General features: G+C 39.8%; 12 protein-coding genes, 3 tRNA genes and 1 pseudogene. 8 read left to right on the plus strand and 8 right to left on the minus strand.

The features are described from left to right. From KK060_RS16210 to KK060_RS16235, 6 genes and pseudogenes are all read right to left on the minus strand, one after another. Positions 1 to 382 (minus strand): annotated as a pseudogene (locus KK060_RS16210) (hypothetical protein); the annotation flags it as partial. Positions 383 to 386: 4 nt separating this feature from the next. Further along, positions 387 to 1037 (minus strand): tetratricopeptide repeat protein, encoded by a 651-nt coding sequence (locus tag KK060_RS16215; RefSeq protein WP_254154819.1) that lies wholly within the window; start codon positions 1035 to 1037, stop codon positions 387 to 389. Next, positions 1034 to 2005, minus strand: coding sequence for a vWA domain-containing protein (locus KK060_RS16220; RefSeq protein WP_254154820.1), 972 nt, complete (start codon positions 2003 to 2005; stop codon positions 1034 to 1036). Before KK060_RS16220 ends, KK060_RS16215 begins: the two co-directional genes overlap by 4 nt. Before the next feature lie 209 nt (positions 2006 to 2214). Then, positions 2215 to 2289: transfer RNA gene (locus tag KK060_RS16225), tRNA-Pro, on the minus strand. An 81-nt stretch (positions 2290 to 2370) separates the two neighbouring features. Then, positions 2371 to 2444: transfer RNA gene (locus KK060_RS16230), tRNA-Arg, on the minus strand. A 6-nt stretch (positions 2445 to 2450) separates the two neighbouring features. After that, a tRNA-Ser gene (locus KK060_RS16235) sits at positions 2451 to 2539 on the minus strand. Between the two features lie 158 nt (positions 2540 to 2697). Between KK060_RS16235 and KK060_RS16240 the strand changes: the two genes are divergently transcribed. The 3 genes from KK060_RS16240 (at position 2698) to KK060_RS16250 (ending at position 4653) form a co-directional block, all read left to right on the plus strand. Continuing rightward, positions 2698 to 3192, plus strand: a complete 495-nt coding sequence (locus KK060_RS16240; RefSeq protein ID WP_254154821.1) for a GNAT family N-acetyltransferase — start codon at positions 2698 to 2700, stop codon at positions 3190 to 3192. 133 nt (positions 3193 to 3325) lie between these two features. Further along, a complete protein-coding gene (locus KK060_RS16245; RefSeq protein ID WP_254154822.1) occupies positions 3326 to 3721 on the plus strand; it encodes a response regulator in 396 nt (131 codons plus the stop codon). Between the two features lie 146 nt (positions 3722 to 3867). After that, entirely contained in the window at positions 3868 to 4653 is a 786-nt protein-coding gene (locus tag KK060_RS16250) for an energy transducer TonB (protein WP_254154823.1), read from the plus strand. Positions 4654 to 5504: 851 nt separating this feature from the next. On the opposite strand, the gene KK060_RS16255 is transcribed toward KK060_RS16250, so the two are convergent. Further along, positions 5505 to 5858: a hypothetical protein gene (locus tag KK060_RS16255; protein WP_254154824.1), complete on the minus strand. Its 354-nt coding sequence runs from the start codon at positions 5856 to 5858 to the stop codon at positions 5505 to 5507. Continuing rightward, a complete protein-coding gene (locus KK060_RS16260; RefSeq protein WP_254154825.1) occupies positions 5855 to 8293 on the minus strand; it encodes a penicillin acylase family protein in 2439 nt (812 codons plus the stop codon). The genes KK060_RS16255 and KK060_RS16260 overlap by 4 nt, the downstream gene beginning before the upstream one ends. 82 nt (positions 8294 to 8375) lie before the next feature. Between KK060_RS16260 and KK060_RS16265 the strand changes: the two genes are divergently transcribed. From KK060_RS16265 to cysD, 5 genes are all read left to right on the plus strand, one after another. Continuing rightward, positions 8376 to 8942: a KdsC family phosphatase gene (locus KK060_RS16265; RefSeq protein ID WP_254154826.1), complete on the plus strand. Its 567-nt coding sequence runs from the start codon at positions 8376 to 8378 to the stop codon at positions 8940 to 8942. 44 nt (positions 8943 to 8986) lie between these two features. Then, positions 8987 to 9817 carry a 3-deoxy-8-phosphooctulonate synthase gene (gene kdsA / locus KK060_RS16270; protein WP_254154827.1) on the plus strand — a complete coding sequence of 277 codons (831 nt, stop codon included), beginning with the start codon at positions 8987 to 8989 and terminating at the stop codon, positions 9815 to 9817. A gap of 100 nt (positions 9818 to 9917) precedes the next feature. After that, positions 9918 to 11681, plus strand: a complete 1764-nt coding sequence (locus KK060_RS16275) for an SLC13 family permease (RefSeq protein ID WP_254154828.1) — start codon at positions 9918 to 9920, stop codon at positions 11679 to 11681. Further along, positions 11681 to 12280: an adenylyl-sulfate kinase gene (cysC, locus tag KK060_RS16280; RefSeq protein ID WP_254154829.1), complete on the plus strand. Its 600-nt coding sequence runs from the start codon at positions 11681 to 11683 to the stop codon at positions 12278 to 12280. The genes KK060_RS16275 and cysC overlap by 1 nt, the downstream gene beginning before the upstream one ends. 35 nt (positions 12281 to 12315) lie before the next feature. Then, on the plus strand, positions 12316 to 13221 hold the full coding sequence (gene cysD / locus KK060_RS16285; RefSeq protein WP_254154830.1) for a sulfate adenylyltransferase subunit CysD: 906 nt from the start codon (positions 12316 to 12318) through the stop codon (positions 13219 to 13221). Positions 13222 to 13272: the final 51 nt, after the last annotated feature.

Here is a 13272-nt window from a genome sequence, read left to right on the forward strand (position 1 = left end):
TCGGCAGCGTCAGTTGTGTATTAGAGACAGGTTCTTGTTCCTTCTTTTTCTGTTCTTCGTCCTTCTGCTGCTGATCTTTATTTTGCTGATCTTTCTGCTGTTCGTCTTTCTTCTCTTTATTCTGCTGGTCTTTGTTCTGTTCGTCCTTTTTCTGTTGATCTTGTTTTTGTTGATCCTGCTTTTGCTCTTCTTTTAATTTTTTCTTCAGCTCATTCAATTTCCGATCAGCCGGATATTTTTTTAAAGCTTCATCTACTGTTGAGATTGCTTGAGGAAGCCTTTTATGTATATAATGATTTGAGGCAAGGTGAAAAGAAGATTCCGCAGTTTGAGAAAAACTGTACAATGGGAGCAGTGCGAAAAGGAATAAAAGTACTTTCATGTTGTTATTTATTAATCTCTGCCACATCTTTTATTCTGTTAATATAATCCTGATAAGTGGATACAGTCTGGTCTTGCTTCAGACCGTTTTGCATGAGGTCGTATGCAGCCTGATACTGTTTCTGCGCTACAAGCTTATCAGCCTGTGCTTTTAACCTCTTAGCAAATTCAGAAGGTTCCTGGTTTTTATTTTGATCCTTTTTATTTTGCTCATCCTGTTTCTTCTTTTCATCCAACTTATGCTTAAGCATTTCGTAATTGTAGCGGGCGTCATCATTTTCCGGATGAGCTTTGACGGCCTGCTTGAAGTAATTTAATGCCTCCTCTTGCTTGCCTTGCTTGTTGCTCATTACCCCAAGCTGCTGATTTGCTTTAGAGCTGACTACTTTATTTCCACTTGCAGTTAATGCCTGGTATGTGCTAAAGGCATTGGCTGTATCTTTGCTGAGGTAATAGGCGTTGGCCAGATTAAGTTTGACCTCATCTTCGTTGACGCCTAGTGAATCAACAATATATCTATACTTAGCAATGGCTGTCTTATAATCACCAGAATTGAATGCTTGTTTTGCATCTCTTTTTGCCGAATTTATTTTGCTGATCTTTAAGGGATCGTTGGAGAAAAAAAGTAAGCTGATGAGAACAAAGACGATTTTCATATTCTTACTGTTTTTACATTAAATAAAATATCAGCGAGAAGTAAAAGGGCTGCTACTGCTAAAAAGTAGTAATACTTGTTTGCAGTTACATCAATATATCGGGCATCCCTAAGTTCACCTTCAATTTTGCTAATAGTATTAATTAACTTAGAAACATCGTTTCTGGATTCATTAATTTCAAAATATTGTCCGTCTGTTTTGCGTGCGAGTTCTTTTAATTCAGTACTGTTTAATTTAGTAACAACAACATTACCTTCACGATCTTTCTTTAGCCCATTTGAGGCATAGATGTTTCCGCCTTGTTGTGTACCAACACCTAATGTGAAAAGCTTAATGTCTTTTTCTTCTATATCTTTTACAATATCACTTGTTTCTTCACCAAAATCTTCGCCATCACTAATAAGGATGATAACTTTTGATTTAGTCTGACCAGTCTTACCTTCTTCGTCCGTTAGTTTTTGTAGAGCCATTCTTAGAGGAGGTGCAAAATCAGTTCCAGAAGCAGGAACCAAACCTGTATTCATGGTTTCGATAAAGAGGTTCAATGCATTTTGATCAAAGGTAAGCGGGCATTGCATAAAAGATTCTGAGCCGAATATAATAACACCGATCCTATCGGAATTAAAAGATGCAATAAGTCGCTTCATCTCAAATTTGATCTTCTCCAACCGGGTTGGTTGAATGTCAAAAGCATCCATTGACTTCGAAAGATCGACGCAGATCATGATGTCTTTTCCTACTGATTTTACTTCTTTCTTACCACCGCCGAAAGAAGGGCCAAGCAGGGCTATGATAAAGAGCGAGAAGTAAATTGTACGAAGGGTCAGTTTGATAAAGATGGTAGTGAATGGGGTATTCAGCTGCTTAGCTATGTAGATAATTCTGGCGACGTAAAGCGCGTAGAGCACAAGAAATGCACCTATAAAAATAAACTCTGTAACGCCTAAGTCTCGATACCAATTTAACATCTGTAAACTTTATTGCAATTAACAATTCAGGGATAGCTTCTGCAATACCACTAATAAAACAAAAGGTGGTTTTGGAACGTAACGAATTGACAGAGAGTTGAAGTACTGAGGTGCAGTACCGACGAAGTGCGTGGTTGCCCGCTTTAGTGTTGATACAACTGGCTATAAAAGAAAAAGCCCGCCGTCGCTAAAAGCAATGGCGGGCAAAGTCGGGGTGGCAGGATTCGAACCTGCGACCCCCTGGTCCCAAACCAGGTACACTAACCGGACTGTGCTACACCCCGAACTTGTATTTCTCTGAAAAGAGCCGCGAAGATGAAGAAAAAAAATCAAATTCTCACTTCCTGTCGCTAAATTCTTTTTTGTGATCCGACAGGGACTCGAACCCCGAACCTACAGCTTAGAAGGCTGTTGCTCTATCCAGTTGAGCTATCGGACCTTGGAGCGGAGAGGGGGGGATTCGAACCCCCGGTACGTTTTAAGGCGTACGACAGTTTAGCAAACTGCTGGTTTAAGCCTCTCACCCACCTCTCCAATTTTCAGCATAACCATTGGTTGCCCTATTGGTTACCTAATTGCAGAATTGTGAGTTAATTCACATTTCTTTAATCCTTTTTGCAAAAGGAAGTGCAAATATAAAGGTTCGTAGCAAACCGCCTAAAAAATCTTACTTAAATTCTAATTTTACCGCTATGTATAAAATCGAAACTGCAACAAAGGCTGACATCCCGGTGATTCAGAAAATTGCAAATGCTACCTGGTGGCCAACGTACTCTTCAATATTGTCTGCTGAACAGTTGGACTATATGCTGAAAATGATCTATTCAGAAGAAGCGCTTAAACAAGTAATGGATAGTGGTAATCAGGAATTTATTCTTTTGACTGAAAAGAATGATCCTGAGGCATTCGCATCATTTGGAGTAAAGCTACAAGAGCCATCAATTTACAAACTTCATAAACTCTACATCCTGCCGAATAACCAGGGAAAAGGATTTGGTCGCGCTTTAATTGAAGAAGTGAAAACAAGGATCAGCAAAGCAGGGGTAAGAACACTAGACTTAAATGTTAACAGGTATAACCCGGCAAGAAATTTTTATGAACATCTCGGATTCAAGATAATAAAAGAGGAAGACGTGCCGATTGGCCCTTATTGGATGAATGATTTTGTAATGAGACTTGAGTTCTGAGCAAGAGAGTTTTGTGTTAAAAAAGTATGCCTTAAAATTTTAATAATAATCAGCCACTGCAGATTGTTTAAAACTGTTTCATAGTAATTTTAATCGCATAAAGTAAAGGTGTTCTAAATCAACTGGAATTTGTATGATAATCTTTTATGCTGACGATGACCCTGAAGATTGTGAGCTCTTTAATGAAGCGCTCCAGCAAATTGATCCTGCCATAAAAAGTATAATTGCAAAGGATGGGAGAGAGGCATTGGCATACCTTCAAAATTCCCGTGATCTTCCTGACTATATCTTTCTTGATATTAACATGCCTTTGGTTGATGGAAAGAAATGTCTTATTGAGATCAAGAAAGATTTCAGACTGAAACAAGTGCCTGTAATCATGTACTCCACTACCTCTGACACCAATGAGATCAGAGAATACTACAAGTTAGGAGCCCATGATTTTCTTATTAAACCGAATAACTTCAGCACATTGTGTGACTGCCTCGAATCAATATTTAATCTCTCCAAAAGCAGGAGAATAATGTAAAGCAAGAAATGGAGACTAGTCAACTGAACTGTCTCCAATCACCTACTTCATCAATTCTCTCACGACTAAAATATTTCTATTCAATTTTTATGGAATAGCAGAAACGTTTGCATCCTAAAGCTATACAAAACCTAAATCGAAATATTATGGAAACAAAAGCTTTAGTATTGCAAACCTGGGATGAGTTGGTATTTCAAAACAGGAATAAAGCCTATGGTGCTTATACCTTGCGAAAAGCCTATCATGAAAGAATTTTAATAGGACTTGGAGTAAGTGTTCTTACCGCTATAATCTTGTTGGTGCTTCCTCGATTTATATCCAGTGATAAAGAAAGTTTTGAGCTACCTGTTGATTTAGATAATGGAACAATTGTTTTTAGTCATCCTCCCATTTTAGAAGTTGAAAGACCACAAACTCAAAGGGTAGTAGGCCGAAGTTCTGCTAAAAATACACCTCCTTTAGTAACCAGAGAGCCTGTTGAAGATGTTCCTGTTGAAGATCATGCAATTATTTCAGTTACAGATACCGGTGATGGTGATGGTGTGGCAGGAGATATACCTGTTTCGGGTACCGGGGATCAATTTGTTGGGCAGGCTGAGGTAAAAGAGAAACCTGATTATGTTCTTGGAGCTGAAGTTATGCCTCAATATCAGGGTGGAATGGAAGAGATGATGAAGTTTATAAAAAAGAAGATGCGTTATCCATCAGCACCAAGAAGAATTGGTATTGATGGTACTGTATATGTGAGCTTTATTGTAAATGGAGACGGTTCTATTAGAGACGTTTACGTGATTAAAGGGGTGCATGAAGATCTGGACAAGGAAGCCATACGCGTTGTATCGATGTTGCCAGGATGGATGGGAGGTAAGCAAGGTGGTAGTCCTGTAGCAGTAAAAATGGTCCTACCTATCAAATTCTCTTTAAGCAATTAATTCAAGTTTGTTTTCTGTGTCTTCTCTTGCGAGGAGGCACAGAAAGTTTTAAATGGGGTAAAATCGTCTCGATATTAACCCAATGTGATATTCTGGTGAGCGATATGGCCCGTTAAGGGCATACTCTTTTCCCTTTGTCCTTCGCAATTCCGCACCCCATAATAGCATTTTCGGCCCTATTCCCTCGATTTTAAGCAATAACCTGCCGGCAAAATCATGTCTAGGATTCATCCTTTATTCAGTAGTTTAACATACCGTAAAGTCGAAGCATACTCGAGGCATGCTCGAAGCATGGTCGAAGCATCCTCGAAGCATCCTCGGTGGAACATCGGGTTTGAGAGGAGTGAAAGAAGGGGTAAGGGTCAAGGAAGGACACTTACCAGGGCTTTAGACGATAGGAAATTCCAGGGACAATGGTCGTCTTGGTTCGGAAGAACAGTTATTAATCAGGAATGAGACTATAGGCATGATTAGTAGCCAATACCTTTGAGGTTTACAATTTTGGCAGGGAAGGCAATGAACTGTGCCCTTAGCAGACTGCAACTGGGGGAATTTTAGGGCTCTAAAGAAGTGTCCTTGCTATTTAACACTGCGGAAATGGGCAGCATCGCAGTTAAAGCACATAAGGCTAATGAGTCAGAAATAGGATATTGGCGCAAGCGAAAGCTATCTTTCAGGATCGCTTTTAAACTGAAGATCAGTTTAAACCGTTGAACATTGGAACTTGCAGGTGATAGTGATAGTATAACAGAAAGAGTGAGTTACTTTATACCGCATTCACATCCTGCTACATCCATGAGCATACTTTCCTTATTTTAATTTGACGAAGCAGTTTGTTAAAAAGTGTAACTTCAATAGTAGTTCACTTTTCTTCTTTCTTTGCGGAGAGCACCGCCAGCCATGGCAGCAAATCCGCCAACCACTGCACCTATCAGAGACGTCACGACAAATAACAAGGGCTTGTTCAACATAAAAAGTGCAGCTATTCTGCCTGCGAGGTTTACGCTCGCAGTGATGTCAATAATTAATGAAGTAAGTAACCAGAGCAAACCCACTCCAAGAAAGCCTGCAAGAAAATTATATCTTGAGTTAAACATGAGCGCGCCGATAAAGGAAGCGAAAGCAATACTCCACCATGGTAAGAGAAGTTCAAGCACAGAAGCGAGGATCATTATAAACAGAATCTGAATTAAGAATCTTATCATTGCGGGTTAATGGTTGTGATAACTAGTTTATTTGTATCTTCTTTGAAATTCTGATCTTTTAGAAATTGTAAGTTATAATACTTACCCTGAGTCCATGAGTTGAGAAGGTTATTGTAGTATTTGCTTCCCGGATTTCCTGACTGACCACCCGGATATACACCCCAGGCTTTTATACTGCCAGGTTCAAGACTTACTATCATACGCCAAGAGGGACCGTGTGTTTTCGAATGTGCATTTACAATGTCGCGGTTTCCTCCGGTTTTTACAGGTATCGATAAAGCCTTCATTGGAGGAAGTAAGTGAGCAATATATGAATCCTTATATTCGCCCCATCTCACAGTATCAGAATGAGTTTTTTTCCATTCCGCTATATCTTCTATGGCTAAAGAAAAAGATTTTCTGATTACCTCCTTCGCTGTTTCTTTTTCGTCAGTATTCTTTATATCGAAAAAAATAAGGTCTGGTTTTTCCTTTAATAATTTAATAGTGGTAAAAGCAGTAGGTTTTGAAAGTCCTTCCTCTGTTTTTAATTCATCCCAAATCATTGGCATTAAGTTATTCCACCAGGCTTCATAATAGGAGGCACCAATTGAATTTCTGTTATTGGTAAAATTCCATGTTTTTAAGATGTCAAATCCTACCTTTTCGTCCTGAGATAATTTAGTAGAATCAAGATTGCCGAGCATGTATGGCAAGCTCTCAGCAGCTTTAAGGTTATAATTGTCATTCTGCAAACGCATCATGTCTTCGACACCCAGGGGCTCTTGTTTATTCAGCACTTCATTGATGCGCCGGTTGCGATACGCTTCATAACTTGTAGCTGTAATATAATAGGGATACGTACTGTCTACCGGGTATTGGTTAGCTGAGCTTACAAATCCCCTTGCCGGGTTTTTATACATTATGTTCTGCTCATTAGGAATGAAAGCCTGCCATCCATTATCACTTTTACTTCCATCCAGGACGAATTTTCCTTCAAGAGGTCTTCTTACAGGAAATTTGCCCTGAATTCTCAAAGCTATATCACCTGAAACAGAAGCGAAAATAAAATTTTGCCCTGGTGATGAGTAATAGTTCAAAGCCTTCATGTAATCTGCATGACTCTTAGCGCGATTAAGTAAATAAAATGTTTTTAACTCTTCTGAAGGATCATGTGCTACCCATCTGAACGCATAATTCTTAAGTTGATCTTCAGGATGGAAGCTTTCATCATAGGTTACAGGCCCCCATTGAGTATATATAACAGTGTCTTTGTATACACCCTTTCCTTTTATCTTAATCTCTTCAATAACCTTTTCTGTATTGATCCACTGGCTGTCTAGTAAATATTTTTCTCTTTGATTATCCTGGTAAGTAATCTTAAACCAGTCTACAAGATCTCGTTGTGCATTTGTTACGCCCCATGCAATTGAATCGTTGAACCCAATAACAATACCGGGAGCACCGGGAAGAGAAGCTCCCATTACATTTATACCCGGGGCGGTTAATTGTGCCACATACCAAATGGAAGGAAGATTTAATTGGAGATGAGGATCGTTACAAAGTAGAGGTGCCCCTGTCTTGGTTTTTCTTCCTGCAACAGCCCAGTTATTACTACCCATAGTAGGGTCAGTAACAGGCTTGTTGTTAACGGTATTGTAATCCTGAGGAATAGCCAAAGGAATAGTATCCAAGGTAATAGGCTTAAAATTCCAGGCACCGGGATTATCTACGATGGGATCTCCCACATCTTCTCTGTCGGGGAAGAGAAGTGCAACATATTCTTTTCCGAAAAGCTTAAGAGTATTTGTCATCTCTATATCCTTATCGCCCATATTTAGCGTCTGCGCCATATGTTTTAGCAGAAGTGCGCACTTTAATGGAGTCCATGCCTCAGGGCTATAATTGAGCAATTTGTATTCAAGTGGCATTTGACCATAAGTAAGGGTTTCTATATAACGGTTGATGCCGTCCGTATATGCAAGTACAGCATTACGAAGAATGGAATCTTTTTCCATTTCCTCCAAAGCTCTTTTTGCACCATACACCATTCCATACCTTCGTTGTCGCCTGTCATAATCTAGCGTAGCATCACTAGCAATAATTTCAGATACGCGTCCGGCTGCGGCGTGTGTTTGAAATTCCATCTGCCAAAGCCTATGCATAGCCGTGATATACCCTTGAGTTAAGTAAAGATCAGTATCGTTGGAAGCAGATATGTGAGGGATCATCAGGCTGTCGAACGCAACGGTGACCTTATCTTTCAGTCCTTTAATTTTAAGTTGTTGAATGGGACGGGATTCTCTCGACTCAATATTTTGCCAAAATCCATGGTAAGGGTCAAGAAACCTTCCTATTGCAGGTACGGGAATTCCTTTCAGATTCCAGCTGTTATCAAAAAGATAAACAAGAACTAGTGTTATAAGAGCAGATACTAAAAACTTGACAACTTTCATGGTTCAGGAAAGGTTGAGTTAATAAAGTAAAAACCTTTTCTTTAATTTTCGGTCGATATTACTATAAATTTGTTCAACATTATTGGAAACAACATTGCCAAGATACTCTAAAGACCAGGTAAAGAAAGCCTCATTGATCAAAGCAATATTTTTTGATGTAGATGGTGTGCTTACAGATGGAAGAATCAATTACGATGATTCAGGAAGGGAGATAAAGAGCTTTAACGTGAAGGATGGTCTCATTATCAGTTACTTAAAGAAAGCAGGGATTATAACCGGGGCCATTTCAGGCAGAGATTCACCTGCTGTTGCAAGGCGATGCGCTGAATTAAAAATTGATTTTTGTCATCAGGGAATCATTGATAAAGCTTCTACTTTTGAAAAGCTTATGAAGCACTATAAGTTAAAAACAAAAGAAGTTGTTTTTATAGGGGATGACATTAATGATTTACCAGTATTAAGGATGGCAGGCTTTAGTGTTTGCCCTGCAGATACCTATGATTACATAAAAGAACAGGTTGATCTTGTTACTTATGCAAAGGGAGGCTCAGGTGTATTAAGGGAAGTGGGCGATCTTGTTCTGGCATCTAAGGGTATATTGGAGAAGATTGTTAAAGGGGAAGGATATACCTTTAAAGTAACGAACTAATATTATTTAAGTAAAAATTACATCAGCACGTTAAACATTGATAAATGGACAAATTTAAAGAGAAAGTTCAGGTCACAGAAAAGATACAGTTGGGCGGAGAAAGAATGGTATTATTCAGTGGTCCATGTGCCGCGGAAAGTTATGAAATCTGTATTGAGACGGGAAGTAAGGTGAAGGCAATCTGTGACAAGTTGGGAATTGATTATGTATTTAAATCTTCTTTCGATAAGGCTAACCGTACTTCATCAGGATCTTACAGAGGACCATCTAAAGAAGGAGGACTTGAAATTTTATCGCGGGTAAAAAAAGAGTTAGGTGTTCCCGTTGTAACTGATGTTCATGAATCGCATCAATGTGCTGAGGTTGCTGAAGTAGCGGACGTACTTCAGATACCGGCATTTCTTTGCCGCCAAACTGATTTACTAAAAGCGGCAGCTAAAACCGGGAGAGCTGTTAAAGTTAAGAAAGGTCAGTTTATGGCTCCGGAGGACATGAAATATGCCGTTGATAAGGTAAAAGCGGAAGGGAATAATAATGTTTTTTTAACAGAGCGGGGAGCAAGTTTTGGTTATCATACGCTTGTTGTTGATATGAGATCACTGCCTATTATGCGACAGTTTACTCCCGTAATTTTTGATGTTACTCATTCTGTACAGCAACCAGGAGGTAAAGGAGGTTCCTCAGGTGGACAACGGGAATTTGCGCCATTTTTAGCGAGAGCTGCAGCAGCAACAGGAGTTGATGGCTTTTTTATAGAAACGCATCCATTTCCTGAGAAAGCGTTAAGTGACGGTCCTAATATGATACCGTTACACCAAATGGAGGAGTTTTTGGGGATGATTAAAAAGTATTGGGAGCTATCGAAAGCCTATTAAATCCAATTGATTTAGGGTTTAAGCTTTCTATTCACAATAATTTAATTGGTTTTAGGGATTAAGGATTTTAATTACATTTGCCGCAATATCTAGCGGAATAGTGGACTTAACCTTTGCCCAGGTGTATGTGTTAGTGGTGGTCGCCTTCCTGGTAATAGCGCTTTACCGGGAGGTGTTTAATCCTGCCCTTACTTTCTTTATCTCAACAGTAGGGCTGTTGCTTGGTGGTATTATTACACCAGCGGAAACGCTAAAGGGCTTATCCAACATTCAAATTATTATCATTTTCCTGTTGGTGTTAGTTACGGCAGGTATCCGTCTTATTTTTGGGACTGACCTCTTTATTAAGCTATTTAATCCCCGTCTTAGTGCAAAGGCATTTCTGTTGCGGATGATGGTAACGGTCTCTTCAATGTCTGCCTTTTTGAATAATACGCCGATCGTTGCATTTATGATTCCTTACGTAAAGGACTGGGCGCAGAAAACTGGCAATCCGGCCTCTAAGTTTTTAATACCCCTCTCTTTTGCAACTATTTTAGGAGGGATGATAACGGTAATAGGAACTTCGACCAACCTTGTTCTGAACGGATTGATAGGAGAGTACAAACTGCCACTGTTACAGTTCAAAGATTTTTTCTTTTTGGGGATTGTCGTAACCGTAGTCGGCTGGGTGTATCTTTATTTTATCGGCTACAAGCTGTTACCCGCTAATACCAATGAAATTGATATCCTGCGTGAAAACGTAAAGGAGTATATTGTTGAGACAGAAATAGCGGATGACTCTAAATTAATAGGAAAGTCTGTTAAAGATGCAGGTCTACGAAATCTTCAGGATGTGTTTCTTGTCGAAATCATCCGCAATGAGAGAATTATTTCACCTGTTTCTCCAGATGAGATATTGGAGGCAGGAGATAATCTGTTCTTCTCAGGAGATACACAATCCATTTATAAGCTTATCAAGGAGGATAATGGCCTTTCGTTATCTAAAGAGCATCAAAACATAGAAGAGCAATTCAATTTTGCCGATGCAGTAGTACCCGCGAATTCTGAATTAATAGGAAGACGCATTAAAGATTCAAACTTTCGCCAGCGTTTTAATGCGTCAATTATCGCCGTACACCGTGATGGTAAACGCGTGTCAGGAAAGGTTGGAGAGACACAATTAGCAGGGGGTGATTTTCTGCTTCTTCTTTCTGGAAATCAGAAGCAGAATGGCTTCGAGAAAGACTTGTTCCTGCTCTCGGTGCCTAAGCCTATTAAAGAAGAACAGTCAGCTGTTATTAAATATCTTGGTTTGGGTTCTTTTATATTGCTTGCTCTTGGTATTGTCGAGGTCTTTCCGCTCTTTAATGTTTGCCTCGTCATTCTCAGTGCGTTCGTGTTTCTCAAAGTGATGAACCTTGCGGAGATTCGTAAAGAGCTTGATTTAAGTCTTCTGATGATTCTTGTATGTTCGCTGGCAGTAGGAGTAGCACTTGAGAAATCAGGTACAGCAGATCTTATTGCAGACGTGCTCATCCGATCGGTAGAAAAACTTGGTGCTGTTGCAGTATTAGCCTCGTTATTCATTGTAACAATACTTCTTACTTCGCTTATTACCAATGCAGCAGCCGTATCTATTGTTTTTCCTATTGCGATGTCAATGGCGGAGCAACTGCATCTGTCATACACGCCTTTTTTTGTAGCAATTGCTTATGCTGCTTCAGGTGATTTTATGACACCCATTGGCTATCAGACCAATCTTATGATCTATGGCCCAGGGGGGTATTCTTTTAAGGACTTTATAAGAGTAGGCACTCCGCTTACAATTCTATATATTTCAATTTGTATTGGGTTCATAGCCTATTATTATAATCTTATTTGATGTCTAATTACATATATCCCATACAAACCAAAGTAAGTCAGCACCAACGCGAAGTGTTGTTGAATCAAAAAGCAACACTCATCTGGTTTACAGGACTGTCAGGTTCAGGAAAGTCGACCTTAGCGGTACAGTTAGAGGCGCAGTTGCATAACTTAGGCTTTAAGACATATCTGCTTGATGGTGACAACATCCGATCAAGACTTAACAAGGACCTCAACTTTACAGAAGAAGGTCGAGTAGAAAATATTAGAAGAATAGGAGAAGTCTCCAAGCTGTTTTTAGATGCCGGAATTATTGTATTGTCTGCATTTATATCTCCTTATGAAGCAGATCGGGAGCAGGTAAGACGAATTGTAGGAGAAGAAAATTATCTTGAGGTGTTTGTTAATGCCCCTATCGAAGTTTGTGAGCAGCGTGATGTGAAGGGCTTATATAAAAAAGCACGTTCAGGAGAAGTTAAGAATTTTACAGGAATAGATTCACCCTATGAAATACCGCAGCATCCGGATGTGGTTCTTCATACGCATGAAAAGACGGTTGGTGAGTCAATTCAAATGTTGTTGGATATTGTTGGTCCCAGAGTTACATTAAAAAGATAAATTGATTTGTGTAGTCAAGTACTGAAAAAAGTATTATGAGCCAGTATTATTTAAGTCATCTAAAAGAACTAGAAGCAGAAGCAGTTTTTGTTATTCGTGAAGTTGTAGCACAATTTGAGAATCCTGCGCTTCTTTTTTCAGGAGGGAAGGATTCGATTGTACTTGCGTACTTATCCCGTAAGGCGTTCCATCCCGCTAAAATCCCCTTCCCATTGGTACATATTGATACGGGACATAATTTCCCTGAAACCATTGAGTACAGAGACTGGCTTGTTAATGAATTGGGCGTTAAGCTCATTGTAGGATCGGTTCAGGAAAGCATTGATACCGGGCGGGCAAAGGAAGAAACAGGGTGGAATGCGAGTAGAAATGCACTGCAGACCGTGACCCTTCTCGATACAATAGAAAAATACAAGTTTGATGCTGCTATGGGAGGAGCGAGAAGAGACGAAGAAAAAGCGAGGGCTAAAGAACGCTTCTTCTCTCACCGTGATGAATTTGGGCAATGGGACCCAAAGAATCAGCGCCCTGAATTATGGAATCTTTTTAATGGACGTAAACATATAGGAGAGCATTTCCGTGTGTTTCCAATTTCTAACTGGACTGAGATGGACGTGTGGCAGTACATCTATTCGGAGAACATACCTATTCCCAAACTATACTTTGCGCACGAGCGGGAAGTGATTATCAGAGATGGCGCGATACTTTCAACCTCTCCATGGTTAAAACTAAAGCCAGGAGAAGTGCCTGCAAGAAAGGTTGTAAGATTTAGAACGTGCGGCGATATGCCGATTACGGGAGCTGTAGAATCAGATGCTGACTCGCTTGAGAAGATCATTGCTGAAGTAGCTTCTTCAAGAAAGACAGAACGAGGTACACGGGCGGATGATAAAAGGTCTGAAACATCTATGGAAGACCGGAAAAAGGCAGGGTATTTTTAGTTTAAGTTGCCAGGTGCCAAGTTAGCTAGTTGCCTGTAAGGTGTCAAAGTA

It is taken from the genome of Chryseosolibacter indicum, assembly GCF_018598585.1.
Taxonomy (GTDB): domain Bacteria; phylum Bacteroidota; class Bacteroidia; order Cytophagales; family Cyclobacteriaceae; genus Chryseosolibacter; species Chryseosolibacter indicus.

Excerpts from the sequence above, each read along its gene's own strand:
- cysC (WP_254154829.1), top strand. The coding sequence starts at position 11,681 with ATGTCTAATTACATATATCCCATACAAACCAAAGTAAGTCAGCACCAA.
- KK060_RS16245 (WP_254154822.1), top strand. The coding sequence starts at position 3,326 with ATGATAATCTTTTATGCTGACGATGACCCTGAAGATTGTGAGCTCTTT.
- KK060_RS16220 (WP_254154820.1), bottom strand. The coding sequence starts at position 2,005 with ATGTTAAATTGGTATCGAGACTTAGGCGTTACAGAGTTTATTTTTATA.
- cysD (WP_254154830.1), top strand. The coding sequence starts at position 12,316 with ATGAGCCAGTATTATTTAAGTCATCTAAAAGAACTAGAAGCAGAAGCA.
- KK060_RS16215 (WP_254154819.1), bottom strand. The coding sequence starts at position 1,037 with ATGAAAATCGTCTTTGTTCTCATCAGCTTACTTTTTTTCTCCAACGAT.
- kdsA (WP_254154827.1), top strand. The coding sequence starts at position 8,987 with ATGGACAAATTTAAAGAGAAAGTTCAGGTCACAGAAAAGATACAGTTG.
- KK060_RS16260 (WP_254154825.1), bottom strand. The coding sequence starts at position 8,293 with ATGAAAGTTGTCAAGTTTTTAGTATCTGCTCTTATAACACTAGTTCTT.
- KK060_RS16255 (WP_254154824.1), bottom strand. The coding sequence starts at position 5,858 with ATGATAAGATTCTTAATTCAGATTCTGTTTATAATGATCCTCGCTTCT.
- KK060_RS16250 (WP_254154823.1), top strand. The coding sequence starts at position 3,868 with ATGGAAACAAAAGCTTTAGTATTGCAAACCTGGGATGAGTTGGTATTT.
- KK060_RS16240 (WP_254154821.1), top strand. The coding sequence starts at position 2,698 with ATGTATAAAATCGAAACTGCAACAAAGGCTGACATCCCGGTGATTCAG.